This window comes from Enterobacter sp. 296B2 (assembly GCF_034106185.1).
GTDB lineage: Bacteria > Pseudomonadota > Gammaproteobacteria > Enterobacterales > Enterobacteriaceae > Enterobacter > Enterobacter cloacae_N.
This window is the reverse complement of sequence record NZ_JAWNCA010000003.1, coordinates 1-20,496: the sequence shown is the minus strand read 5'-3', so window position 1 is coordinate 20,496 and position 20,496 is coordinate 1. Positions and strand designations below refer to the sequence as shown.

The 20,496-nt window shown below is 50.8% G+C and carries 35 protein-coding genes and 1 rRNA gene; 30 read left to right on the top strand and 6 right to left on the bottom strand.

Annotation, left to right across the window (positions count from 1 at the left end; all coding sequences use genetic code 11):
• The first annotated feature begins 5 nt into the window (after nucleotides 1-5).
• From rplP to URZ40_RS02825, 23 genes are all read left to right on the top strand, one after another.
• Nucleotides 6-416 carry a 50S ribosomal protein L16 gene (gene rplP / locus URZ40_RS02935; RefSeq protein ID WP_002919759.1) on the top strand — a complete coding sequence of 137 codons (411 nt, stop codon included), beginning with the start codon at nucleotides 6-8 and terminating at the stop codon, nucleotides 414-416.
• Nucleotides 416-607, top strand: coding sequence for a 50S ribosomal protein L29 (gene rpmC, locus URZ40_RS02930; protein WP_003863282.1), 192 nt, complete (start codon nucleotides 416-418; stop codon nucleotides 605-607). The genes rplP and rpmC overlap by 1 nt, the downstream gene beginning before the upstream one ends.
• Nucleotides 607-861: a 30S ribosomal protein S17 gene (rpsQ, locus tag URZ40_RS02925; protein ID WP_008503489.1), complete on the top strand. Its 255-nt coding sequence runs from the start codon at nucleotides 607-609 to the stop codon at nucleotides 859-861. Before rpmC ends, rpsQ begins: the two co-directional genes overlap by 1 nt.
• 166 nt (nucleotides 862-1,027) lie before the next feature.
• Entirely contained in the window at nucleotides 1,028-1,399 is a 372-nt protein-coding gene (rplN, locus tag URZ40_RS02920) for a 50S ribosomal protein L14 (RefSeq protein ID WP_002919748.1), read from the top strand.
• 10 nt (nucleotides 1,400-1,409) lie between these two features.
• Complete coding sequence (rplX, locus tag URZ40_RS02915) at nucleotides 1,410-1,724, top strand: 50S ribosomal protein L24 (RefSeq protein WP_003863287.1); 315 nt, start codon at nucleotides 1,410-1,412, stop codon at nucleotides 1,722-1,724.
• Nucleotides 1,725-1,738: 14 nt separating this feature from the next.
• Nucleotides 1,739-2,278, top strand: coding sequence for a 50S ribosomal protein L5 (rplE, locus tag URZ40_RS02910; protein ID WP_001096202.1), 540 nt, complete (start codon nucleotides 1,739-1,741; stop codon nucleotides 2,276-2,278).
• A gap of 14 nt (nucleotides 2,279-2,292) precedes the next feature.
• Nucleotides 2,293-2,598 carry a 30S ribosomal protein S14 gene (gene rpsN / locus URZ40_RS02905; protein ID WP_003863291.1) on the top strand — a complete coding sequence of 102 codons (306 nt, stop codon included), beginning with the start codon at nucleotides 2,293-2,295 and terminating at the stop codon, nucleotides 2,596-2,598.
• Between the two features lie 30 nt (nucleotides 2,599-2,628).
• Entirely contained in the window at nucleotides 2,629-3,021 is a 393-nt protein-coding gene (rpsH, locus tag URZ40_RS02900) for a 30S ribosomal protein S8 (RefSeq protein ID WP_006178918.1), read from the top strand.
• A 12-nt stretch (nucleotides 3,022-3,033) separates the two neighbouring features.
• Nucleotides 3,034-3,567: a 50S ribosomal protein L6 gene (gene rplF / locus URZ40_RS02895; protein WP_003863296.1), complete on the top strand. Its 534-nt coding sequence runs from the start codon at nucleotides 3,034-3,036 to the stop codon at nucleotides 3,565-3,567.
• Nucleotides 3,568-3,576: 9 nt separating this feature from the next.
• Entirely contained in the window at nucleotides 3,577-3,930 is a 354-nt protein-coding gene (gene rplR / locus URZ40_RS02890) for a 50S ribosomal protein L18 (RefSeq protein WP_003863297.1), read from the top strand.
• 14 nt (nucleotides 3,931-3,944) lie between these two features.
• Nucleotides 3,945-4,445, top strand: a complete 501-nt coding sequence (gene rpsE / locus URZ40_RS02885; RefSeq protein ID WP_003863299.1) for a 30S ribosomal protein S5 — start codon at nucleotides 3,945-3,947, stop codon at nucleotides 4,443-4,445.
• Between the two features lie 6 nt (nucleotides 4,446-4,451).
• Complete coding sequence (gene rpmD / locus URZ40_RS02880) at nucleotides 4,452-4,631, top strand: 50S ribosomal protein L30 (protein ID WP_003863301.1); 180 nt, start codon at nucleotides 4,452-4,454, stop codon at nucleotides 4,629-4,631.
• 3 nt (nucleotides 4,632-4,634) lie between these two features.
• Nucleotides 4,635-5,069: a 50S ribosomal protein L15 gene (rplO, locus tag URZ40_RS02875; protein ID WP_014885468.1), complete on the top strand. Its 435-nt coding sequence runs from the start codon at nucleotides 4,635-4,637 to the stop codon at nucleotides 5,067-5,069.
• A 7-nt stretch (nucleotides 5,070-5,076) separates the two neighbouring features.
• The gene (secY, locus tag URZ40_RS02870) at nucleotides 5,077-6,408 is read left to right on the top strand and encodes a preprotein translocase subunit SecY (RefSeq protein WP_003863305.1); all 1,332 of its coding nucleotides are present in this window, start codon (nucleotides 5,077-5,079) and stop codon (nucleotides 6,406-6,408) included.
• Nucleotides 6,409-6,439: 31 nt separating this feature from the next.
• The gene (gene rpmJ, locus URZ40_RS02865) at nucleotides 6,440-6,556 is read left to right on the top strand and encodes a 50S ribosomal protein L36 (RefSeq protein ID WP_000868187.1); all 117 of its coding nucleotides are present in this window, start codon (nucleotides 6,440-6,442) and stop codon (nucleotides 6,554-6,556) included.
• Between the two features lie 146 nt (nucleotides 6,557-6,702).
• Nucleotides 6,703-7,059 (top strand): 30S ribosomal protein S13, encoded by a 357-nt coding sequence (rpsM, locus tag URZ40_RS02860; RefSeq protein WP_013099021.1) that lies wholly within the window; start codon nucleotides 6,703-6,705, stop codon nucleotides 7,057-7,059.
• Nucleotides 7,060-7,075: 16 nt separating this feature from the next.
• Nucleotides 7,076-7,465, top strand: coding sequence for a 30S ribosomal protein S11 (gene rpsK / locus URZ40_RS02855; RefSeq protein ID WP_003863312.1), 390 nt, complete (start codon nucleotides 7,076-7,078; stop codon nucleotides 7,463-7,465).
• Between the two features lie 32 nt (nucleotides 7,466-7,497).
• Nucleotides 7,498-8,118: a 30S ribosomal protein S4 gene (gene rpsD / locus URZ40_RS02850; protein ID WP_004868345.1), complete on the top strand. Its 621-nt coding sequence runs from the start codon at nucleotides 7,498-7,500 to the stop codon at nucleotides 8,116-8,118.
• A gap of 25 nt (nucleotides 8,119-8,143) precedes the next feature.
• Complete coding sequence (locus tag URZ40_RS02845) at nucleotides 8,144-9,133, top strand: DNA-directed RNA polymerase subunit alpha (RefSeq protein WP_002919219.1); 990 nt, start codon at nucleotides 8,144-8,146, stop codon at nucleotides 9,131-9,133.
• Nucleotides 9,134-9,173: 40 nt separating this feature from the next.
• Nucleotides 9,174-9,557, top strand: coding sequence for a 50S ribosomal protein L17 (rplQ, locus tag URZ40_RS02840; RefSeq protein ID WP_001216368.1), 384 nt, complete (start codon nucleotides 9,174-9,176; stop codon nucleotides 9,555-9,557).
• A gap of 107 nt (nucleotides 9,558-9,664) precedes the next feature.
• A complete protein-coding gene (locus URZ40_RS02835; RefSeq protein WP_320719810.1) occupies nucleotides 9,665-10,033 on the top strand; it encodes a DUF1992 domain-containing protein in 369 nt (122 codons plus the stop codon).
• Between the two features lie 2 nt (nucleotides 10,034-10,035).
• Nucleotides 10,036-10,461: a Zn(2+)-responsive transcriptional regulator gene (zntR, locus tag URZ40_RS02830; protein WP_316380274.1), complete on the top strand. Its 426-nt coding sequence runs from the start codon at nucleotides 10,036-10,038 to the stop codon at nucleotides 10,459-10,461.
• Between the two features lie 57 nt (nucleotides 10,462-10,518).
• On the top strand, nucleotides 10,519-10,734 hold the full coding sequence (locus tag URZ40_RS02825) for an alternative ribosome-rescue factor A (protein ID WP_316380275.1): 216 nt from the start codon (nucleotides 10,519-10,521) through the stop codon (nucleotides 10,732-10,734).
• Here URZ40_RS02825 and mscL read toward each other — a convergent pair whose 3' ends face one another.
• The 5 genes from mscL to def form a co-directional block, all read right to left on the bottom strand.
• Nucleotides 10,735-11,145 carry a large-conductance mechanosensitive channel protein MscL gene (gene mscL, locus URZ40_RS02820; protein WP_014833515.1) on the bottom strand — a complete coding sequence of 137 codons (411 nt, stop codon included), beginning with the start codon at nucleotides 11,143-11,145 and terminating at the stop codon, nucleotides 10,735-10,737. It lies immediately after the preceding gene.
• A gap of 145 nt (nucleotides 11,146-11,290) precedes the next feature.
• Nucleotides 11,291-12,667: a Trk system potassium transporter TrkA gene (trkA, locus tag URZ40_RS02815; protein ID WP_320719744.1), complete on the bottom strand. Its 1,377-nt coding sequence runs from the start codon at nucleotides 12,665-12,667 to the stop codon at nucleotides 11,291-11,293.
• 22 nt (nucleotides 12,668-12,689) lie between these two features.
• Nucleotides 12,690-13,976 (bottom strand): 16S rRNA (cytosine(967)-C(5))-methyltransferase RsmB, encoded by a 1,287-nt coding sequence (rsmB, locus tag URZ40_RS02810; protein ID WP_320719743.1) that lies wholly within the window; start codon nucleotides 13,974-13,976, stop codon nucleotides 12,690-12,692.
• A 52-nt stretch (nucleotides 13,977-14,028) separates the two neighbouring features.
• A complete protein-coding gene (fmt, locus tag URZ40_RS02805; protein WP_320719741.1) occupies nucleotides 14,029-14,976 on the bottom strand; it encodes a methionyl-tRNA formyltransferase in 948 nt (315 codons plus the stop codon).
• A 25-nt stretch (nucleotides 14,977-15,001) separates the two neighbouring features.
• Nucleotides 15,002-15,511: a peptide deformylase gene (gene def / locus URZ40_RS02800; protein WP_006812188.1), complete on the bottom strand. Its 510-nt coding sequence runs from the start codon at nucleotides 15,509-15,511 to the stop codon at nucleotides 15,002-15,004.
• Between the two features lie 129 nt (nucleotides 15,512-15,640).
• Here def and dprA point away from each other — a divergent pair, with 129 nt between their 5' ends.
• The 6 genes from dprA to URZ40_RS02770 are packed head-to-tail and all read left to right on the top strand — an operon-like array spanning nucleotide 15,641 to nucleotide 19,424.
• Nucleotides 15,641-16,765 carry a DNA-protecting protein DprA gene (dprA, locus tag URZ40_RS02795; protein WP_320719740.1) on the top strand — a complete coding sequence of 375 codons (1,125 nt, stop codon included), beginning with the start codon at nucleotides 15,641-15,643 and terminating at the stop codon, nucleotides 16,763-16,765.
• Nucleotides 16,737-17,210, top strand: a complete 474-nt coding sequence (smg, locus tag URZ40_RS02790) for a DUF494 family protein Smg (RefSeq protein WP_008503477.1) — start codon at nucleotides 16,737-16,739, stop codon at nucleotides 17,208-17,210. The genes dprA and smg overlap by 29 nt, the downstream gene beginning before the upstream one ends.
• A 26-nt stretch (nucleotides 17,211-17,236) precedes the next feature.
• Nucleotides 17,237-17,794: a topoisomerase DNA-binding C4 zinc finger domain-containing protein gene (locus tag URZ40_RS02785; RefSeq protein WP_320719738.1), complete on the top strand. Its 558-nt coding sequence runs from the start codon at nucleotides 17,237-17,239 to the stop codon at nucleotides 17,792-17,794.
• A complete protein-coding gene (gene tsaC / locus URZ40_RS02780) occupies nucleotides 17,784-18,356 on the top strand; it encodes an L-threonylcarbamoyladenylate synthase type 1 TsaC (protein WP_320719737.1) in 573 nt (190 codons plus the stop codon). Before URZ40_RS02785 ends, tsaC begins: the two co-directional genes overlap by 11 nt.
• A gap of 4 nt (nucleotides 18,357-18,360) precedes the next feature.
• Nucleotides 18,361-19,179: a shikimate dehydrogenase gene (gene aroE, locus URZ40_RS02775; RefSeq protein ID WP_166712483.1), complete on the top strand. Its 819-nt coding sequence runs from the start codon at nucleotides 18,361-18,363 to the stop codon at nucleotides 19,177-19,179.
• Entirely contained in the window at nucleotides 19,176-19,424 is a 249-nt protein-coding gene (locus tag URZ40_RS02770; RefSeq protein ID WP_166712481.1) for a DUF1488 domain-containing protein, read from the top strand. Before aroE ends, URZ40_RS02770 begins: the two co-directional genes overlap by 4 nt.
• Here the strand turns inward: URZ40_RS02770 and URZ40_RS02765 are convergent.
• The gene (locus URZ40_RS02765; protein ID WP_320719736.1) at nucleotides 19,400-19,954 is read right to left on the bottom strand and encodes a gamma carbonic anhydrase family protein; all 555 of its coding nucleotides are present in this window, start codon (nucleotides 19,952-19,954) and stop codon (nucleotides 19,400-19,402) included. The two genes, URZ40_RS02770 and URZ40_RS02765, sit on opposite strands and share 25 nt — an antisense overlap.
• A 471-nt stretch (nucleotides 19,955-20,425) precedes the next feature.
• Here URZ40_RS02765 and URZ40_RS02760 point away from each other — a divergent pair.
• A 16S ribosomal RNA gene (locus tag URZ40_RS02760) occupies nucleotides 20,426-20,496 on the top strand; the annotation flags it as partial.

Sequence of the window (20,496 nt, the reverse complement as noted above, 5' to 3'; positions counted from 1 at the left end):
CGCTGATGTTACAACCAAAGCGTACAAAATTCCGTAAAGTGCACAAAGGCCGCAACCGTGGTCTGGCGCAGGGTACGGATGTTAGCTTCGGCACTTTCGGTCTGAAAGCTGTTGGCCGTGGTCGTCTGACTGCACGTCAGATCGAAGCAGCACGTCGTGCAATGACCCGTGCAGTTAAGCGTCAAGGTAAGATCTGGATCCGTGTATTCCCGGACAAACCGATCACCGAGAAGCCGCTGGAAGTTCGTATGGGTAAAGGTAAAGGTAACGTGGAGTACTGGGTTGCCTTGATCCAACCGGGCAAAGTCCTTTATGAAATGGACGGTGTTCCGGAAGAGCTGGCCCGTGAAGCCTTCGGCCTGGCAGCAGCGAAACTGCCTATCAAAACCACCTTTGTAACTAAGACGGTGATGTAATGAAAGCAAAAGAGCTGCGTGAAAAAAGCGTTGAAGAGCTGAACGCTGAGCTGCTGAACCTGCTGCGTGAGCAGTTCAACCTGCGTATGCAGGCTGCAAGTGGCCAGCTGCAACAGACTCACCTGCTGAAGCAAGTGCGTCGCAATGTTGCACGCGTTAAGACTTTACTGACTCAGAAGGCGGGTGCGTAATGACCGATAAAATCCGTACTCTGCAAGGTCGTGTTGTTAGCGACAAAATGGAGAAATCCATTGTTGTAGCTATCGAACGTATTGTGAAACACCCGATCTACGGTAAATTCATCAAGCGTACGACCAAACTGCACGTACATGACGAGAACAACGAATGTGGTATCGGCGACAAGGTTGAAATCCGTGAATGCCGTCCACTGTCCAAGACTAAGTCCTGGACGCTGGTTCGCGTTGTAGAGAAAGCGGTTCTGTAATACAGTACGCCTTCTCAATACGAATAAACGGCTCAGCGATGAGCCGTTTATTTTTTCTACCCATATTGCAGAAGCGGTGTTATAATGCCGCGCCCTCGATATGGGGCTTTTTAACGGCTCTGATTTTAGAGTCTCAGGTAGTAGTTGACATTAGCGGAGCACTAAAATGATCCAAGAACAGACTATGCTGAACGTCGCCGACAACTCCGGTGCACGTCGCGTAATGTGTATCAAGGTTCTGGGTGGCTCGCACCGTCGCTACGCAGGCGTAGGCGACATCATCAAGATCACCATCAAGGAAGCAATTCCACGTGGTAAGGTCAAAAAAGGTGATGTGCTGAAGGCGGTAGTGGTGCGCACCAAGAAGGGTGTTCGTCGCCCTGACGGTTCTGTCATTCGCTTCGATGGTAATGCATGCGTTATTTTAAACAATAACAGCGAGCAGCCTATCGGCACGCGTATCTTTGGGCCGGTAACTCGTGAACTTCGTACTGAGAAGTTCATGAAAATTATCTCTCTGGCACCAGAAGTACTCTAAGGAGCGAATCATGGCAGCGAAAATCCGTCGTGATGACGAAGTTATCGTGTTAACCGGTAAAGATAAAGGTAAACGCGGTAAAGTAAAAAATGTTCTGTCTTCCGGCAAACTTGTCGTTGAAGGTATCAACCTGGTTAAGAAACATCAGAAGCCGGTTCCGGCCCTGAACCAACCAGGCGGCATCGTTGAAAAAGAAGCTGCTATTCAGGTTTCTAACGTTGCAATCTTCAATGCGGCTACCGGCAAGGCTGACCGTGTAGGCTTTAGATTCGAAGACGGCAAAAAAGTCCGTTTCTTCAAGTCTAACAGCGAAACTATCAAGTAATTTGGAGTAGTACGATGGCGAAACTGCATGATTACTACAAAGACGAAGTAGTTAAGAAACTCATGACCGAGTTTAACTACAATTCTGTCATGCAAGTCCCTCGGGTCGAGAAGATCACCCTGAACATGGGTGTTGGTGAAGCGATCGCTGACAAGAAACTGCTGGATAACGCAGCAGCTGATCTGACAGCAATCTCCGGTCAAAAACCGCTGATCACCAAAGCACGCAAATCTGTTGCAGGCTTCAAAATCCGTCAGGGCTATCCGATCGGCTGTAAAGTAACTCTGCGTGGCGAACGCATGTGGGAGTTCTTTGAGCGCCTGATCACTATTGCTGTTCCACGTATCCGTGACTTCCGTGGCCTGTCCGCGAAGTCTTTCGACGGTCGTGGTAACTACAGCATGGGTGTCCGTGAGCAGATCATCTTCCCAGAAATCGACTACGATAAAGTCGACCGCGTGCGTGGTTTGGATATTACCATTACCACTACTGCGAAATCTGACGAAGAAGGCCGTGCTCTGCTGGCTGCCTTTGACTTCCCGTTCCGCAAGTAAGGTAGGGTTACTGAATGGCTAAGCAATCAATGAAAGCACGCGAAGTAAAGCGCGTAGCTTTAGCTGATAAATTCTTCGCTAAACGCGCTGAACTGAAAGCGATCATTTCTGATGTGAACGCTTCCGACGAAGATCGTTGGAATGCGGTTCTCAAGCTGCAGTCTCTGCCGCGTGATTCCAGCCCGTCTCGTCAGCGTAACCGCTGTCGTCAAACAGGTCGTCCACATGGTTATGTGGGCAAGTTTGGGTTGAGCCGTATCAAACTGCGTGAAGCCGCCATGCGCGGTGAAGTGCCAGGCTTGAAAAAGGCTAGCTGGTAATTACCAATTGAATCACGGGAGTAAAGACAGATGAGCATGCAAGATCCGATCGCGGATATGCTGACCCGTATCCGTAACGGTCAGGCCGCGAACAAAGTTGCGGTCACCATGCCTTCCGCCAAGCTGAAAGTGGCAATTGCCAACGTGCTGAAGGAAGAAGGTTTTATCGAAGATTTTAAAGTTGAAGGCGACACCAAGCCGGAACTGGAACTTACTCTCAAGTATTTCCAGGGTAAAGCTGTTGTAGAAAGCATTCAGCGTGTCAGCCGCCCAGGCCTGCGCATCTATAAGAAAAAAGATGAGCTGCCAAAAGTTATGGCTGGCCTTGGTATCGCAGTTGTTTCTACCTCTAAAGGTGTTATGACTGATCGTGCAGCGCGCCAGGCTGGTCTTGGTGGCGAAATTATCTGCTACGTAGCCTAATCGGAGGAAAGAATGTCTCGTGTTGCTAAAGCACCGGTCGTTATTCCTGCCGGCGTTGATGTAAAAATCGACGGTCAGGTTATTACGATCAAAGGTAAAAACGGCGAGCTGACTCGTACCCTCAACAAAGCTGTTGAAGTTAAACATGCAGATAACGCTCTGACCTTCGGTCCACGTGATGGTTTCGTGGATGGATGGGCTCAGGCTGGTACCGCGCGTGCCCTGCTGAACTCAATGGTTGTTGGTGTTACCGAAGGCTTCACTAAAAAGCTTCAGCTGGTTGGTGTAGGTTATCGTGCAGCTATCAAAGGGAATGCAGTAGGCCTGTCTCTGGGCTTCTCACACCCTGTTGAGCATCCGCTGCCGGCCGGTATCACTGCAGAATGTCCGACTCAAACTGAAATCGTGCTGAAAGGCGCTGATAAACAGCTGATCGGCCAGGTTGCAGCAGATCTGCGCGCCTACCGTCGTCCTGAGCCTTACAAAGGCAAGGGTGTTCGTTACGCCGACGAAGTCGTGCGTACCAAAGAGGCTAAGAAGAAGTAAGGTAACACTATGGATAAGAAATCTGCTCGTATCCGTCGTGCGACCCGCGCACGCCGCAAGCTCAAAGAGCTGGGTGCAACTCGCCTGGTGGTACATCGTACCCCGCGTCATATTTACGCACAGGTAATTGCACCGAACGGTTCTGAAGTTCTGGTAGCTGCTTCTACTGTAGAAAAAGCTATCTCAGAACAATTGAAGTACACCGGTAACAAAGACGCCGCTGCAGCTGTAGGTAAAGCTGTTGCAGAACGCGCTCTGGAAAAAGGCATCAGCAATGTTTCCTTTGACCGTTCCGGGTTCCAATATCATGGTCGTGTCCAGGCACTGGCAGATGCTGCCCGTGAAGCTGGCCTTCAGTTCTAAGGTAGAGGTGTAAGATGGCTCACATCGAAAAACAGGCTGGCGAACTGCAGGAAAAGCTGATCGCGGTAAACCGCGTATCTAAAACCGTTAAAGGTGGTCGTATTTTCTCCTTCACAGCTCTGACTGTAGTGGGTGATGGTAATGGTCGCGTTGGTTTTGGTTACGGTAAAGCGCGTGAAGTTCCAGCAGCGATCCAGAAAGCGATGGAAAAAGCCCGTCGCAATATGATTAACGTCGCGCTGAACAACGGCACCCTGCAGCACCCAGTTAAAGGTGTTCACACGGGTTCTCGTGTATTCATGCAGCCAGCTTCAGAAGGTACCGGTATCATCGCCGGTGGTGCAATGCGCGCCGTTCTGGAAGTTGCTGGGGTTCATAACGTACTGGCTAAAGCATATGGTTCCACCAACCCGATCAACGTGGTTCGTGCAACTATTGATGGCCTGGAAAATATGAATTCTCCAGAAATGGTCGCTGCCAAGCGTGGTAAATCCGTTGAAGAAATTCTGGGGTAATTGACCATGGCAAAGACTATTAAAATCACTCAAACCCGCAGTGCAATCGGTCGTCTGCCGAAACACAAGGCAACGCTGCTTGGCCTGGGTCTGCGTCGTATTGGTCATACCGTTGAGCGCGAGGATACTCCTGCTGTTCGTGGTATGGTCAACGCGGTTTACTTCATGGTTAAAGTTGAGGAGTAAGAGATGCGTTTAAATACTCTGTCTCCGGCCGAAGGCTCTAAAAAGGCGGGTAAACGCCTGGGTCGTGGTATCGGTTCTGGCCTCGGCAAAACCGGTGGTCGTGGTCACAAAGGTCAGAACTCTCGTTCTGGCGGTGGCGTACGTCGCGGTTTCGAGGGTGGCCAGATGCCACTGTACCGTCGTCTGCCGAAGTTCGGCTTCACCTCTCGCAAAGCAGCGATCACAGCGGAAATCCGTCTGTCTGACCTGGCGAAAGTTGAAGGCGGCGTTGTAGACCTGAACACGCTGAAAGCGGCTAACATTATCGGTATTCAGATCGAGTTCGCGAAAGTGATCCTGTCTGGTGAAGTTTCTACTCCGGTAACTGTTCGTGGCCTGCGTGTTACTAAAGGTGCTCGTGCTGCTATCGAAGCTGCTGGCGGTAAAATTGAGGAATAAGTAGCAGATGGCTAAGCAACCGGGATTAGATTTTCAAAGTGCCAAAGGTGGATTTGGCGAGCTGAAACGCAGACTGCTGTTTGTTATCGGCGCGCTGATTGTGTTCCGTATTGGCTCTTTTATTCCGATCCCTGGTATCGATGCCGCTGTACTTGCCAAACTGCTTGAGCAACAGCGAGGCACCATCATTGAAATGTTCAACATGTTCTCTGGTGGTGCTCTCAGCCGTGCTTCTATCTTTGCACTGGGTATTATGCCGTACATTTCGGCATCTATTATTATCCAGCTGCTGACGGTCGTTCATCCGGCCCTGGCAGAGCTGAAGAAAGAAGGGGAGTCTGGACGTCGTAAGATTAGTCAGTACACCCGTTACGGTACTCTGGTGCTGGCAATATTCCAGTCGATCGGTATTGCTACCGGTCTGCCGAATATGCCTGGTATGCAGGGCCTGGTATTAAACCCAGGCTTTGCATTCTATTTCACCGCTGTTGTTAGTCTGGTCACAGGGACTATGTTCCTGATGTGGCTCGGCGAACAGATTACTGAGCGTGGTATCGGTAACGGTATCTCAATCATTATCTTCGCCGGTATCGTTGCGGGACTCCCGCCGGCCATCGCCCATACTATCGAGCAAGCGCGTCAAGGCGACCTGCACTTCCTCCTGTTGCTGTTGGTTGCAGTATTAGTATTTGCAGTGACGTTCTTTGTTGTCTTCGTTGAACGTGGTCAACGCCGCATTGTGGTGAACTACGCTAAACGTCAGCAAGGTCGTCGTGTCTATGCTGCACAGAGCACACATTTACCGCTGAAAGTGAATATGGCGGGGGTTATCCCGGCTATCTTCGCTTCCAGTATTATTCTGTTCCCGGCAACCATCGCGTCATGGTTCGGGGGCGGTACTGGTTGGAACTGGCTGACAACAATTTCGCTGTATTTGCAGCCTGGGCAACCACTTTATGTGTTACTCTATGCGTCTGCGATCATCTTCTTCTGTTTCTTCTACACGGCGTTGGTCTTCAACCCGCGTGAAACAGCAGATAACCTGAAGAAGTCCGGTGCATTTGTACCAGGAATTCGTCCGGGAGAGCAAACGGCGAAGTATATCGATAAAGTAATGACCCGCCTGACTTTGGTTGGTGCGCTTTATATTACTTTTATCTGCCTGATCCCGGAGTTCATGCGTGATGCAATGAAAGTACCGTTCTACTTCGGTGGGACCTCACTGCTTATCGTTGTTGTCGTGATTATGGACTTTATGGCTCAAGTGCAAACTCTGATGATGTCCAGTCAGTATGAGTCTGCATTGAAGAAGGCGAACCTGAAAGGCTACGGCCGCTAATTGGTCGCCTGAGAAGTTACGGAGAGTAAAAATGAAAGTTCGTGCTTCCGTCAAGAAATTATGCCGTAACTGCAAAATCGTTAAGCGTGATGGTGTCATCCGTGTGATTTGCAGTGCCGAGCCGAAGCATAAACAGCGCCAAGGCTGATTATTTCGCATATTTTTCTTGCAAAGTTGGGTTGAGCTGGCTAGATTAGCCAGCCAATCTTTTGTATGTCTGTACGTTTCCATTTGAGTATCCTGAAAACGGGCTTTTCAGCATGGTGCGTACATATTAAATAGTAGGAGTGCATAGTGGCCCGTATAGCAGGCATTAACATTCCTGATCAGAAACATGCTGTGATCGCATTAACTTCGATCTACGGCATCGGCAAGACCCGTTCTAAAGCCATCCTGGCTGCAGCGGGTATCGCTGAAGATGTTAAGATCAGTGAGCTGTCTGAAGGACAAATCGACACGCTGCGTGACGAAGTTGCCAAATTTGTCGTTGAAGGTGATCTGCGCCGTGAAATCAGCATGAGCATCAAGCGCCTGATGGATCTTGGTTGCTATCGCGGTTTGCGTCATCGTCGTGGTCTGCCAGTGCGCGGTCAGCGTACTAAGACCAACGCACGTACCCGTAAGGGTCCGCGCAAACCGATCAAGAAATAATCGGGGTGATTGAATAATGGCAAAGGCACCAGTTCGTGCACGTAAACGTGTAAGAAAACAAGTCTCTGACGGCGTGGCTCATATCCATGCTTCTTTCAACAACACCATCGTTACTATTACTGATCGTCAGGGTAACGCATTGGGTTGGGCAACAGCCGGTGGTTCCGGTTTCCGTGGTTCTCGCAAATCCACTCCGTTCGCAGCTCAGGTTGCAGCAGAGCGTTGCGCTGAAGCCGTAAAAGAATACGGCATCAAGAATCTGGAAGTTATGGTTAAAGGTCCGGGTCCGGGTCGTGAATCTACTGTTCGCGCTCTGAACGCCGCTGGTTTCCGCATCACTAATATTACTGATGTGACTCCGATCCCTCATAACGGTTGTCGTCCGCCGAAAAAACGTCGCGTATAACGCTCGTTTTTTAGGTTAGTTGGAGATAGAAAATGGCAAGATATTTGGGTCCTAAGCTCAAGCTGAGCCGTCGTGAGGGCACCGACTTATTCCTTAAGTCTGGCGTTCGCGCGATCGATACCAAGTGTAAAATTGAACAAGCTCCTGGCCAGCACGGTGCGCGTAAACCGCGTCTGTCTGACTATGGTGTGCAGTTGCGTGAAAAGCAAAAAGTTCGCCGTATGTACGGTGTGCTGGAGCGTCAGTTCCGTAACTACTATAAAGAAGCAGCACGTCTGAAAGGCAACACGGGTGAAAACCTGCTGGCTCTGCTGGAAGGTCGTCTGGACAACGTTGTATACCGTATGGGCTTCGGCGCTACTCGTGCTGAATCACGTCAGCTGGTTAGCCACAAAGCAATCATGGTAAACGGTCGTGTTGTTAACATCGCTTCTTATCAGGTTAAAGCGAATGACGTTGTTAGCATTCGTGAGAAAGCGAAAAAGCAATCTCGCGTGAAGGCCGCTCTGGAGCTGGCTGAGCAGCGTGAAAAGCCAACCTGGCTGGAAGTTGATGCTGGCAAGATGGAAGGTACGTTCAAGCGTCAGCCTGAGCGTTCTGATCTGTCTGCGGACATTAACGAACACCTGATCGTCGAGCTTTACTCCAAGTAAAGCTTAGTACCAAAGAGAGGACACAATGCAGGGTTCTGTGACAGAGTTTCTAAAACCGCGCCTGGTAGATATCGAGCAAGTGAGTTCGACGCACGCCAAGGTGACCCTTGAGCCTTTAGAGCGTGGCTTTGGCCATACTCTGGGTAACGCACTGCGCCGTATTCTGCTCTCATCGATGCCGGGTTGCGCGGTGACCGAGGTTGAGATTGATGGTGTACTTCATGAGTACAGCACCAAAGAAGGCGTTCAGGAAGATATCCTTGAAATCCTGCTCAACCTGAAAGGGCTGGCGGTGAGAGTTCAGGGTAAAGATGAAGTTATTCTTACTCTGAATAAATCTGGCATTGGCCCTGTGACTGCAGCCGACATCACCCACGACGGTGATGTTGAAATCGTCAAGCCGCAGCACGTGATCTGCCACCTGACCGATGAGAACGCAGCTATTAGCATGCGTATCAAAGTTCAGCGCGGTCGTGGTTATGTGCCGGCTTCTGCCCGAATTCATTCGGAAGAAGATGAGCGCCCAATCGGCCGTCTGCTGGTCGACGCATGCTACAGCCCTGTAGAGCGTATTGCCTACAATGTTGAAGCAGCGCGTGTAGAACAGCGTACCGACCTGGACAAGCTGGTCATCGAAATGGAAACCAACGGCACAATCGATCCTGAAGAGGCGATTCGTCGTGCGGCAACCATCCTGGCAGAACAACTGGAAGCTTTCGTTGACTTACGTGATGTACGTCAGCCAGAAGTGAAAGAAGAGAAACCAGAATTCGATCCGATCCTGCTGCGCCCTGTTGACGATCTCGAATTGACTGTCCGCTCTGCTAACTGCCTCAAGGCAGAAGCTATCCACTATATCGGTGATCTGGTACAGCGTACCGAGGTTGAGTTGCTGAAAACGCCGAACCTGGGTAAAAAATCTCTTACCGAGATTAAAGACGTGCTGGCTTCACGTGGTCTGTCTCTGGGCATGCGCCTGGAAAACTGGCCACCGGCAAGCATTGCTGACGAGTAACCGGATCACAGGTTAAGGTTTTACTGAGAAGGATAAGGTCATGCGCCATCGTAAGAGTGGTCGTCAACTGAACCGCAACAGCAGCCATCGCCAGGCTATGTTCCGCAACATGGCAGGTTCACTGGTTCGTCATGAAATCATCAAGACGACCCTGCCTAAAGCGAAAGAGCTGCGTCGCGTAGTTGAGCCGCTGATTACTCTTGCCAAGACTGACAGCGTTGCTAATCGTCGTCTGGCATTCGCCCGTACTCGTGATAACGAGATCGTGGCAAAACTGTTTAACGAACTGGGCCCGCGTTTCGCGAGCCGTGCCGGTGGTTACACTCGCATTCTGAAGTGTGGTTTCCGTGCAGGCGACAACGCGCCGATGGCTTACATCGAGCTGGTTGATCGTTCAGAGAAAGCAGAAGCTGCTGCAGAGTAATCTGCAGTAACGTAAAAAAACCCGCCTCGGCGGGTTTTTTTATATCCGCAGTATCCCCATTTCTCTACAATGCCTGTATCAATTTTGTTCATCCCCTGGAGCTGATGATGTGGTTGCTTGACCAGTGGGCAGAACGCCATATCCGCGATGCCCAAAATAAAGGCGATTTCGACAATCTTGCCGGAAGCGGCGAACCTCTGGAACTGGAAGATGATTTGCATATTGCGCCTGAACTCCGGGCTGGATATCGTTTATTAAAAAATGCCGGCTGCCTTCCTCCTGAGCTTGAGCAGCGCAGAGAGGCTATTGAACTTGCCGATCTGCTAAAAGGGATCCGTCAGGACGATCCTCGACATACAGAACTTAGCCGCAGGCTTGCGCTGATCGAGCTCAAGCTGCGCCATGCAGGAATGAACACGGAATTCCTGCATGGGGAATACGGTGAAAGATTGCTTAAGAAGATAAATGAGGAGTAGCGATGTACCGTATCGGTGAACTTGCAAAGCTCGCGAACGTAACGCCGGACACTATTCGATATTACGAAAAGCAGCAAATGATCGATCATGAGGTACGCACAGAAGGTGGCTTTCGGCTTTATACCGATAACGATCTGCAGCGTCTGAGATTCATACGCTATGCGCGACAGCTTGGCTTCACGCTGGATTCGATCCGCGAGTTACTATCGATCCGCATCGATCCTGAGCATCACACCTGCCTGGAATCCAAAAGCATCGTGCAGGCCCGGCTTGATGAAGTTGAAGCCCGTATTCAGGAACTACAAACCATGCAGCGTTCTCTGCAAAGGCTTAATGATGCCTGTTGCGGAACGGCCCACAGCAGTATTTATTGCTCAATTCTGGAAGCCCTTGAACAAGGGGCCAGTGGAGAAACTCGGGGATGTTGATTTTTAATCTACCCGGGTCTAGACTTCCGTCGTCATAAACCATGCTCAGGAGAAATTATGAGCCGCTATCAGCACACTAAGGGACAAATTAAAGACAATGCCATTGAGGCTTTACTTCACGACCCGCTTTTTCGACAGCGCGTTGAAAAGAATAAAAAAGGGAAGGGAAGTTATCTGCGCAAAGATAAACATGCAAAACGGGGTAACCGGGAGGCCAGTGGCAAGCAAGCGAATCGCTTATTTACCACTGGCCTTCCTGCTTTTGGTTACTGATTAAACGCGGTTGTTCTGCTCTTTTAACAGATCGCGGATTTCCGTCAGCAATACTTCTTCTTTCGTTGGTGCTGGTGCGGCCGCGGGCTCTTCTTTTTTACGGTTGAGCCTGTTGATCAGCTTGATAGCCATAAAAATAGCAAACGCCACAATCACGAAATCAAATACGTTCTGGATAAACACGCCGTAGTGCATTACTACTGCCGGGATATCACCCTGTGCTTCACGCAGCGTGAATGCGAACTGTTTGAAATCAATGCCCCCGATTAGCAGCCCTAAAGGTGGCATGATGATGTCTGCAACTAATGATGAAACAATCTTGCCGAATGCCGCACCAATAATGACACCCACTGCCAAATCCACCACGTTCCCGCGCATCGCAAATTCGCGAAATTCTTTAATAAAACTCATTATGTTCTCCTTGTGCCAGCTGACGACTATAAGTTTAACAAATGATTAGCCAATTGCCATTCGGGATAATTAAACGTTATGAAAATAAAAGGCACAGCAATAAAGTGGGTAAAGTGCAGGTGCTCTATTGAGAGCACCCGACATATTAAAGGAAGAATGGACTTGGCTGGAATAAACGCTCGACGTCGGTAATAAATTTTTTATCGGTAAGGAACATAATTACGTGATCGCCTTGCTCAATACGTAAATTATCATTGGCGATCATGACATCATTTCCACGCACGACGGCACCGATAATTGTGCCCGGCGGCAGCTTAATTTCGTCGATGGCGCGGCCCACAACGCGAGAGGTGGTTTCATCTCCATGGGCCACCGCTTCAATCGCTTCTGCCACACCGCGGCGGAGCGATGAAACGCCGACAATGTCCGCTTTACGTACATGGCTCAGCAGAGCGGAAATGGTCGCCTGCTGCGGTGAAATAGCAATATCAATCACGCTGCCCTGAACCAGGTCGACATACGCCTTACGTTGGATAAGTACCATGACCTTCTTTGCCCCCATACGTTTGGCGAGCATGGCGGACATAATATTCGCCTCGTCATCGTTGGTGACGGCAATAAAGAGATCAACTTGATCAATATGCTCTTCTGCCAGTAATTCCTGATCTGACGCGTCGCCATAAAATACGATCGTATTTTGCAGTTTTTCCGCCAGCTCAGAAGCACGTTGCTGATCGCGCTCGATCAATTTCACGCTGTAGTCTTTTTCAAGCCTTCGCGCGAGACCCGCACCGATATTGCCACCACCGACCAGCATAATGCGTTTATAAGGCTTTTCGAGACGCTGCAATTCGCTCATTACTGCACGAATATGCTGAGAGGCCGCAATAAAGAAGACCTCATCCCCTGCTTCGACAATGGTGGAGCCCTGCGGGCGGATAGGCCTGTCGTGGCGGAAAATGGCGGCGACGCGTGTATCAATGTGAGGCATGTGCTCGCGCATGGTGGACAACGCGTTGCCGATCAACGGACCGCCGTAATAGGCCTTTACGACGGCAAGACTGACTTTACCTTCGGCAAAGTTCACAACCTGCAGTGCGCCTGGATATTCGATCAGACGATAGATATTGTCGATAACTAGCTGTTCCGGTGCGATAAGATGATCAATGGGAACCGCTTCTGAATTAAACAGTTTTTCTGCATCGCGAACATAGTCCGGAGAGCGGATGCGCGCGATTCGGTTTGGCGTGTTGAAAAGCGAGTAGGCCACCTGACAGGCCACCATATTGGTTTCGTCAGAACTGGTCACCGCAACGAGCATGTCGGCATCGTCGGCACCCGCCTCGCGGAGTACGCGTGGGTGTGAGCCATGACCCTGCACAACGCGAAGGTCAAATTTGTCCTGTAAAATGCGCAGACGATCGCCGTTGGTATCAACGATTGTGATGTCGTTGTTTTCGCCAACCAGGTTTTCCGCCAGCGTTCCGCCCACTTGTCCTGCGCCCAGAATGATAATCTTCATATCTCGTGACCTGTTCTCAACATCACTCTTTGATTAGCTTAGCGTAAAAGAAGCCATCACCCTCTTCCGCGCCCGGCAGGTTTTGCTGTCCTGGGCATTCAGGCGTTCCCGTATCGCGCAGCGTAGCGTCCGGGGTACGCTTAAGGAAGTCTGCGATTTGCTGGCTGTTTTCTTCCGGCAGTACGGAGCAGGTTGCATAGACCAGCGTTCCGCCGGGTTTAAGATGTGGCCAGATTGCGTCAAGTATGTCCGATTGCAGTTGGGCAAGTTCCTTAATATCACGATCGCGGCGTAGCCACTTGATGTCCGGATGACGACGAATTACGCCTGTTGCAGAGCAGGGTGCATCCAGCAAAATGCGGTCGAACTGGGTTTCACCACACCATTCCGCAGGCTTGCGTCCATCGCCTTGTTTAACCTGTGCCTTCATGCCCACGCGCTTGAGGTTGTCGTAGACGCGTGAAAGACGCTGCTCATCAACGTCCACTGCCATCACGCTGGCCTGTGGAGCCACTTCCAGAATGTGTGTCGTTTTTCCGCCAGGCGCCGCGCACAGATCGAGGATCTGCTCACCATTTTTGGGTTCAAGCCAGGTCATACAACCCTGAGCAGAGGCATCTTGCACGGTCACCCAGCCTTCATCAAAACCAGGTAAAGCATGTACCGGTGCAGCGGAGGCTAAACGCACGGCATCCGGATAGGTTTCATGCGTGAATCCACTCATTCCAGCGTCTTCCAGTAATGCCAGCCATGCGTCACGGGTGTGGTGATTGCGATTGACGCGTAACCACATCGGCGGGCGTTGATTATTCGCTTCGGCAATGTTTTGCCACTGCTTCGGATACGCTTTTTTAAGACGATTCAGCAGCCAGTCCGGGTGGAGAAAACGTGTTTCACTTTGCGCAAATTCAGCCAGAAGCTCATCCTGCTGACGCTGGAACTGACGCAGTACGCCGTTGATTAATCCTTTCAACTGAGGACGTTTTATCGCAACAGCGCCTTCCACTGTTTCAGCAAGCGCGGCGTGAGGTGGAATGCGAGTATGAAGAAGCTGATAAAAACCCACCATGATCAAATAATGAACGGTGCGCTGCTTGCCCGTCATTGGGCGTGACATCAGCTTATTGATGAGCCACTCAAGCTGAGAAAGGGTGCGCAGAACGCCAAAGCAAAGCTCCTGGAGCAGGGCTTTGTCTTTATCTGATACTTTTTGTTGCAGGGGAGGCAGGACATTACTCAATGACTGGCCCTGCTCGATAACCTGCTCAACGGCCTGAGCCGCCATACTGCGTAGATTTTGTTTTTTCATAACCGTAAAAATAAAAATGCCCGGAAACACCGGGCCTTAAGCATATGTTTGTTCAGGCAAGGCGATTGCCCGGGATAAACCATTCGCGACGGGAATTTAAAAGATCCTGAGCGCTCATCGCTTTCTTACCGGCCGGTTGCAGCGATTCAAGATTCAGAATCCCTTCTGCAGTCGCAACCTGGATACCGTTCTTGCTGGTGTCGATAATCGTGCCGGGTTCAGCAGCCGTATTGCCGTTAATGACTGACGCTTTCCAGACTTTCACTGGCTGCTCATCAATCTCCATCCAGCTCATCGGCCACGGATTAAAGGCGCGGATGCAGCGTTCAAGTTGAGCGGCAGACAAGGACCAGTCGATTCGGGCTTCTTCTTTACTCAGTTTTTCAGCATACGTCACCAGCGCCTCATCCTGAACCTCAGGTTTTGCCGTATTGTCAGCAAGCTGCTGCAGCGTCTCGATAAGCCCTTGCGGACCGAGGCCTGCTAATTTGTCATACAGCGTAGCGCTGGTATCGTCTGCAGTAATAGGGCACGCCAGTTTATGCAGCATGTCGCCGGTGTCTAAACCTACGTCCATCTTCATGATTGTGACGCCGGTTTCTGCATCCCCCGCCCACAGGGAGCGCTGGATAGGTGCCGCACCGCGCCAGCGTGGGAGTAGTGAGCCATGCACGTTGATACAACCCAGACGAGGCATATCAAGCACCGCTTTCGGCAGAATTAAACCGTAAGCCACCACCACCATTACGTCGGCATTCAGCTCAGCGACCAACTGCTGATTTTCCTGAGGGCGTAAGGATGCGGGCTGGAAAACGGGAAGCCCATGCTCTTCTGCCAGCACCTTTACCGGGCTGGGCATCAGTTTTTTACCGCGGCCAGCCGGACGGTCCGGCTGGGTAAAGACGCCAACAACCTGGTGACCAGAAGATAACAGCGCGTCAAGATGACGCGCTGCAAAATCAGGGGTTCCCGCGAAGATAATACGTAGTGTTATAGACACGATGATCCTTGTATCCGGGGGGACGTTATGCGCGAGAGCGCAAACGATCCAGTTTCTCTACTTTTTGACGAATACGCTGTTGCTTCAACGGCGAGAGGTAATCGATAAACAGCTTACCGACCAGGTGATCCATCTCATGCTGAATGCAAATTGCCAGCAGGTCATCTGCTTCCAGTTCGAACGGGTTACCGTCACGATCCAAAGCGCGGATTTTCACTTTTTCGGCACGTGGCACCAAAGCGCGTTGTTCAGGAATGGACAGGCAGCCTTCCTCAATGCCCGTTTCACCGCTCTTTTCAAGCAATTCAGGGTTGATCAGCACCAGACGCTCATCGCGATTTTCGGAAACGTCGATCACGATAATACGTTTGTGAATGTCCACCTGCGTCGCCGCCAGGCCAATGCCTTCTTCGGCGTACATGGTATCGAACATATCATCAACGATACGCTGGATTTCTGCATTCACTTCTTTGACCGGTTCAGCGACGATGCGAAGGCGCTCGTCCGGAATATGTAACACTTGCAAAACTGCCATAAATTTCCAGAGTCGTGTTCAGGAGTTGATAAGAATATTACTTCTATTCTAGACAAATCCCGGGTCGATTGACAGCATCAGTGACCAATCGCAATGATTGCGCAGGCCGCTTATGGCAGGGGGGGAAGGATGACGTCTATCGAGATATGGCTACGGCTAATACACACGGGTTCACTATGTGGCGATGGAATGCTGGAAGCGGCTGTGCAACTGCAGAAGCATGAAAACCTCGACGTGCCCGTCGTCAAAAACGCCGGTCTGACAGCAAAGCAGGTTGAACGGTTCTTTGCCCCAGATGAAAGTGAGCTGGAGCGTAGTCTGGCGTGGCTTGAGCAGCCGGGAAATCATTTATTGACGGCAAATCATCCACTTTATCCTCCTTTACTTCGAGCAATTCCTGATTATCCCGGGGCGTTATTCGTAAAAGGTAACCCTGAAACCCTTAATGCTGTCCAGTTGGCGGTAGTAGGCAGCCGTGCTCCGTCATGGTATGGAGAGCGATGGGGAAAAATTCTGTGCGAACAACTTTCGCAATGTGGTTTCACGATCACCAGTGGGCTGGCCTGCGGTATTGACGGTGTTGCCCATAGTGCAGCGCTATCAGCAAAAGGGCGTAGCGTGGCCGTACTGGGGAACGGCCTGTTTAGCATTTATCCCCGTCGGCACCAGGCGCTGGCTATGCGATTAATCGAAGCTGACGGGGCGATAGTGTCTGAGTTTCCCCTTTCGGCGCAGCCCCGACCGGCAAACTTTCCGCGTCGTAACCGAATCATCAGCGGGCTTAGCCAGGGAGTATTGGTCGTTGAAGCGGCAGTGCGAAGCGGTTCGCTGGTCACGGCACGATGCGCGCTCGATCAGGGCAGGGAGGTTTTCGCCTTACCCGGCCCGATAGGTAACCCGGGGTGCGAAGGACCACACTGGCTGATAAAGCAGGGGGCGACGCCGGTAACAGAAGTGCGGGACATTCTTGAAAATTTGCAATATGGCTTGCAATGTCTGCAGGAAGATCCCGAAAAGCGACATTATTCATCAGATCAGGGAAAGGTGGCATTGCCATTTCCCAAGCTCCTGGCTAACGTAGGAGATGAGGTAACACCTGTTGACGTTGTCGCTGAACGTGCCGGCCAACCTGTGCCAGTAACGGTAGCACAGCTACTCGAACTGGAGTTAGCAGGGTGGATCGCAGCTGTACCCGGCGGCTATGTCCGATTAAGGAGGGCATGCCATGTTCGACGTACTGATGTATTTGTTTGAGACTTACATCCATAACGAAGCAGAAATGCGAGTGGATCAGGACAAATTGACACAGGATCTTACCGATGCGGGGTTTGAGCGGGAAGATATCTATAACGCGTTGATGTGGCTGGAAAAGCTGGCTGATTATCAGGAAGGCCTCGCCGAGCCGATGCAGCTTGCTTCTGACCCATTGTCAGTACGCATTTATACCGCTGAAGAGTGTGAAAGGCTGGATGCCAGCTGCCGGGGATTCATCTTATTCCTTGAGCAGATTCAGGTGCTAAACCTCGAAACGAGAGAAATGGTGATAGAGCGCGTCATGGCGCTGGATACGGCAGAATTTGAACTGGAAGATCTCAAATGGGTGATTCTGATGGTTCTGTTTAATATCCCGGGCTGTGAAAATGCCTATCAGCAAATGGAAGAATTACTCTTTGAAGTGAATGAAGGTATGCTGCACTAATTCAATATGCAGCACCAAGAGTTGTTATGGCCAAATCAGCACTATTCACGGTGCATAAAAACGAGCCCTGCCCGCAGTGCGGGGCTGAGCTTGTTATTCGGTCCGGGAAACACGGCCCGTTTCTCGGTTGTTCACACTATCCGGAATGTGATTATGTCCGTCCTCTGAAAAGCCAGGCGGATGGACATATCGTCAAAATTCTGGACGGGCAGCTATGTCCTCTTTGTGGTGGTGAATTAGCGCTACGTCAGGGCCGTTTCGGTATGTTTATTGGCTGTAGCCGCTACCCGGAATGTGAGCATACGGAACAAATTGATAAGCCTGATGAAACGGCTATTGCGTGTCCCCAGTGTCAGTGTGGTCAGCTGGTACAACGCCGTTCCCGTTATGGTAAGACCTTTCATTCCTGCGATCGCTACCCTGAATGCCAGTTCGTTATCAATTTCAAACCGGTAGCGGGCGTCTGCATTCATTGCAACTATCCGCTACTTATCGAGAAGAAAACGGCGCAGGGTATGAAACGCTTCTGCGCCAGTAAACAATGTGGAAAGCCGGTTACGGCGGATCAAAATAGTGAAAAATAACCTGCCATCAGGCTCCATTGCGCATGCAGTGGACGTACTGAAAAATGAAGAAGTCATCGCCTATCCAACTGAAGCTGTTTTTGGGGTCGGTTGCGATCCTGACAGCGAGACGGCTGTGAGCCGCCTGCTTGCCTTGAAACAAAGACCCGTCGAGAAAGGGCTGATTTTGATAGCTGCGAATTACGAGCAGCTTAAGCCCTACATCGATGACTCTATGCTGACGCCGGCGCAGCGCGAGACTATTTTTTCCGCATGGCCCGGTCCAGTGACCTTTGTTTTCCCGGCACAGCCGACAACGCCACGCTGGTTGACCGGACGCTTTGATTCCCTTGCCGTTCGCGTAACTGACCACCCGCTGGTAATAGAGCTTTGTCTGGCATTTGGTAAACCGCTGGTCTCAACCAGCGCCAACCTGACCGGATTGCCACCTTGTCGTACAACCGAAGAAGTGCTGGCACAGTTCGGGAACGACTTCCCGGTTGCTGTTGGAGAGACGGGAGGGCGCCTGAATCCGTCTGAAATTCGCGACGCTTTGACCGGCGAACGTTTTCGCCAGGGGTAATCTCATGGAAACCTATGCTGTTTTTGGTAATCCGATTGCGCACAGCAAGTCACCGCTGATCCATCAGCAATTTGCGAAGCAGCTGCAGATTAATCATCCCTATGGTCGCGTACTTGCACCGGTGGATGCATTTATTCCAACGCTGGAGGCTTTTTTCGCCGCCGGCGGTCAAGGCGCTAATGTCACGGTCCCTTTTAAAGAAGAAGCCTTCGAACGTGCGGATGAGCTTACCGAGCGTGCTTCGCTGGCTGGTGCAGTAAATACCCTGAAACGGCTTGAAGATGGACGCCTTCTGGGTGACAACACCGACGGAATAGGTTTGCTGAGCGATCTGGAACGACTGTCGTTTATTAAACCCGGTTTCCGGGTCCTGCTGATTGGTGCGGGTGGCGCATCGCGGGGAGTACTGTTGCCTCTGCTTTCTCTGGACTGTGCGGTGACCATTACCAACCGAACCTTTTCCCGGGCAGAAGCGCTGGCGGCGTTGTTTGCGCATACTGGCAGCGTAAGTGCGGCAGCGCCTGGCGATCTTGCTGGGCGTGAATTTGATCTGGTCATTAATGCCACCTCCAGCGGCATTAATGGAGAGATCCCGGCAATCCCCGCTTCTCTGGTAAGCCCTCATATATACTTCTATGACATGTTTTATCAGAAAGGGAAGACGCCTTTCCTTAACTGGTGTGAACAACACGGTGCGAAACAGCTAGCTGATGGACTGGGGATGCTGGTGGGTCAGGCTGCGCATGCGGTGCTGCTCTGGCATGGCGTGTTGCCTGCAGTCGAACCGGTTATTGAAAAGTTAAAGCAGGAGCTTTCGGCGTGAATCAGGCTATTCATTTCCCGGACAGAGAGAACTGGGATGAGAGTAAACAAGCGGTCTGTTTCCCGGTGCTGGTGCAGGGTATGCAATTGACCTGCGCCATTCATGGGGAAACGCTGTTGCGTCGCTTTGGCGGTTCAGATCCTATAGACATATTTTGCGAAAATCGCTGGGATCTGGAAGAGGAAGCCAGCGATTTAATTCGCGATCAGCAGGAAGACGATCAGGGCTGGGTTTGGTTGTCCTGATCCAAATAGTCATTCTTCCATTTTACGTAGTTGTTCGCTGAGTACTTCAGTCCTTCGATCTCTGCCTCCTTCAGGGGGCGGATCTGTTTTACCGGGCTTCCCAGATAGAGATAGCCGCTCTCCAGACGTTTGTTCTGCGGGACCAGGCTACCGGCCCCAATCATTACGTAATCTTCTACTATGACGCCATCCAGCAAAATCGATCCCATGCCAACCAGCACCCGATTACCGATAGTGCAGCCGTGAAGCATCACTTTATGACCGACGGTAACCTCTTCTCCAATGATGAGAGGATTGCCCTGCGGGTTATAGGAGGATTTGTGGGTGACATGCAGAACGCTACCGTCCTGAATATTGGTACGGGCACCAATCGACACATAGTTAACGTCTCCCCTGATCGCAACGAGTGGCCAGATACTGACGTCATCGGCCATTCGGACATCACCAATGACCACGCTGGTGGCATCGATCATCACGCGATCGCCTTTTTGGGGGAACAGATCTTTATAAGGGCGTAATACTGCGGACATAACTACCTCTGAGGATGAGCGTTATACGGAAGACTTGATCATATTATTGGATCGAGGCAAGGCAAAAAACGTCAATATTTAAGCAGATCGGGCGGGATTTCAGCGAAAAGCGCGGAAAATCAGCAGTCGGAAAAAAAGATCTAAAAAATACTTGTGCTAAAAATTGGGATCCCTATAATGCGCCTCCATCGACACGGCGGATGTGAATCACTTCACAGACAACCCGGTCGGTTGAAGAGAAAAAAATCCTGAAATAACGGGTTGACTCTGAAAGAGGAAAGCGTAATATACGCCACCTCGCAACGGTGAGCGAAAGCCGCGTTGCACTGCTCTTTAACAATTTATCAGACAATCTGTGTGGGCACTCAAAGTGACATGGATTCTTAACGTCGCAAGACGAAAAATGAATACCAAGTCTCTGAGTGAACATACGTAATTCATTACGAAGTTTAATTCACGAGCATCAAACTTAAATTGAAGAGTTTGATCATGGCTCAGATTGAACGCTGGCGGCAGGCCTAACACATGCAAGTCGAACGGTA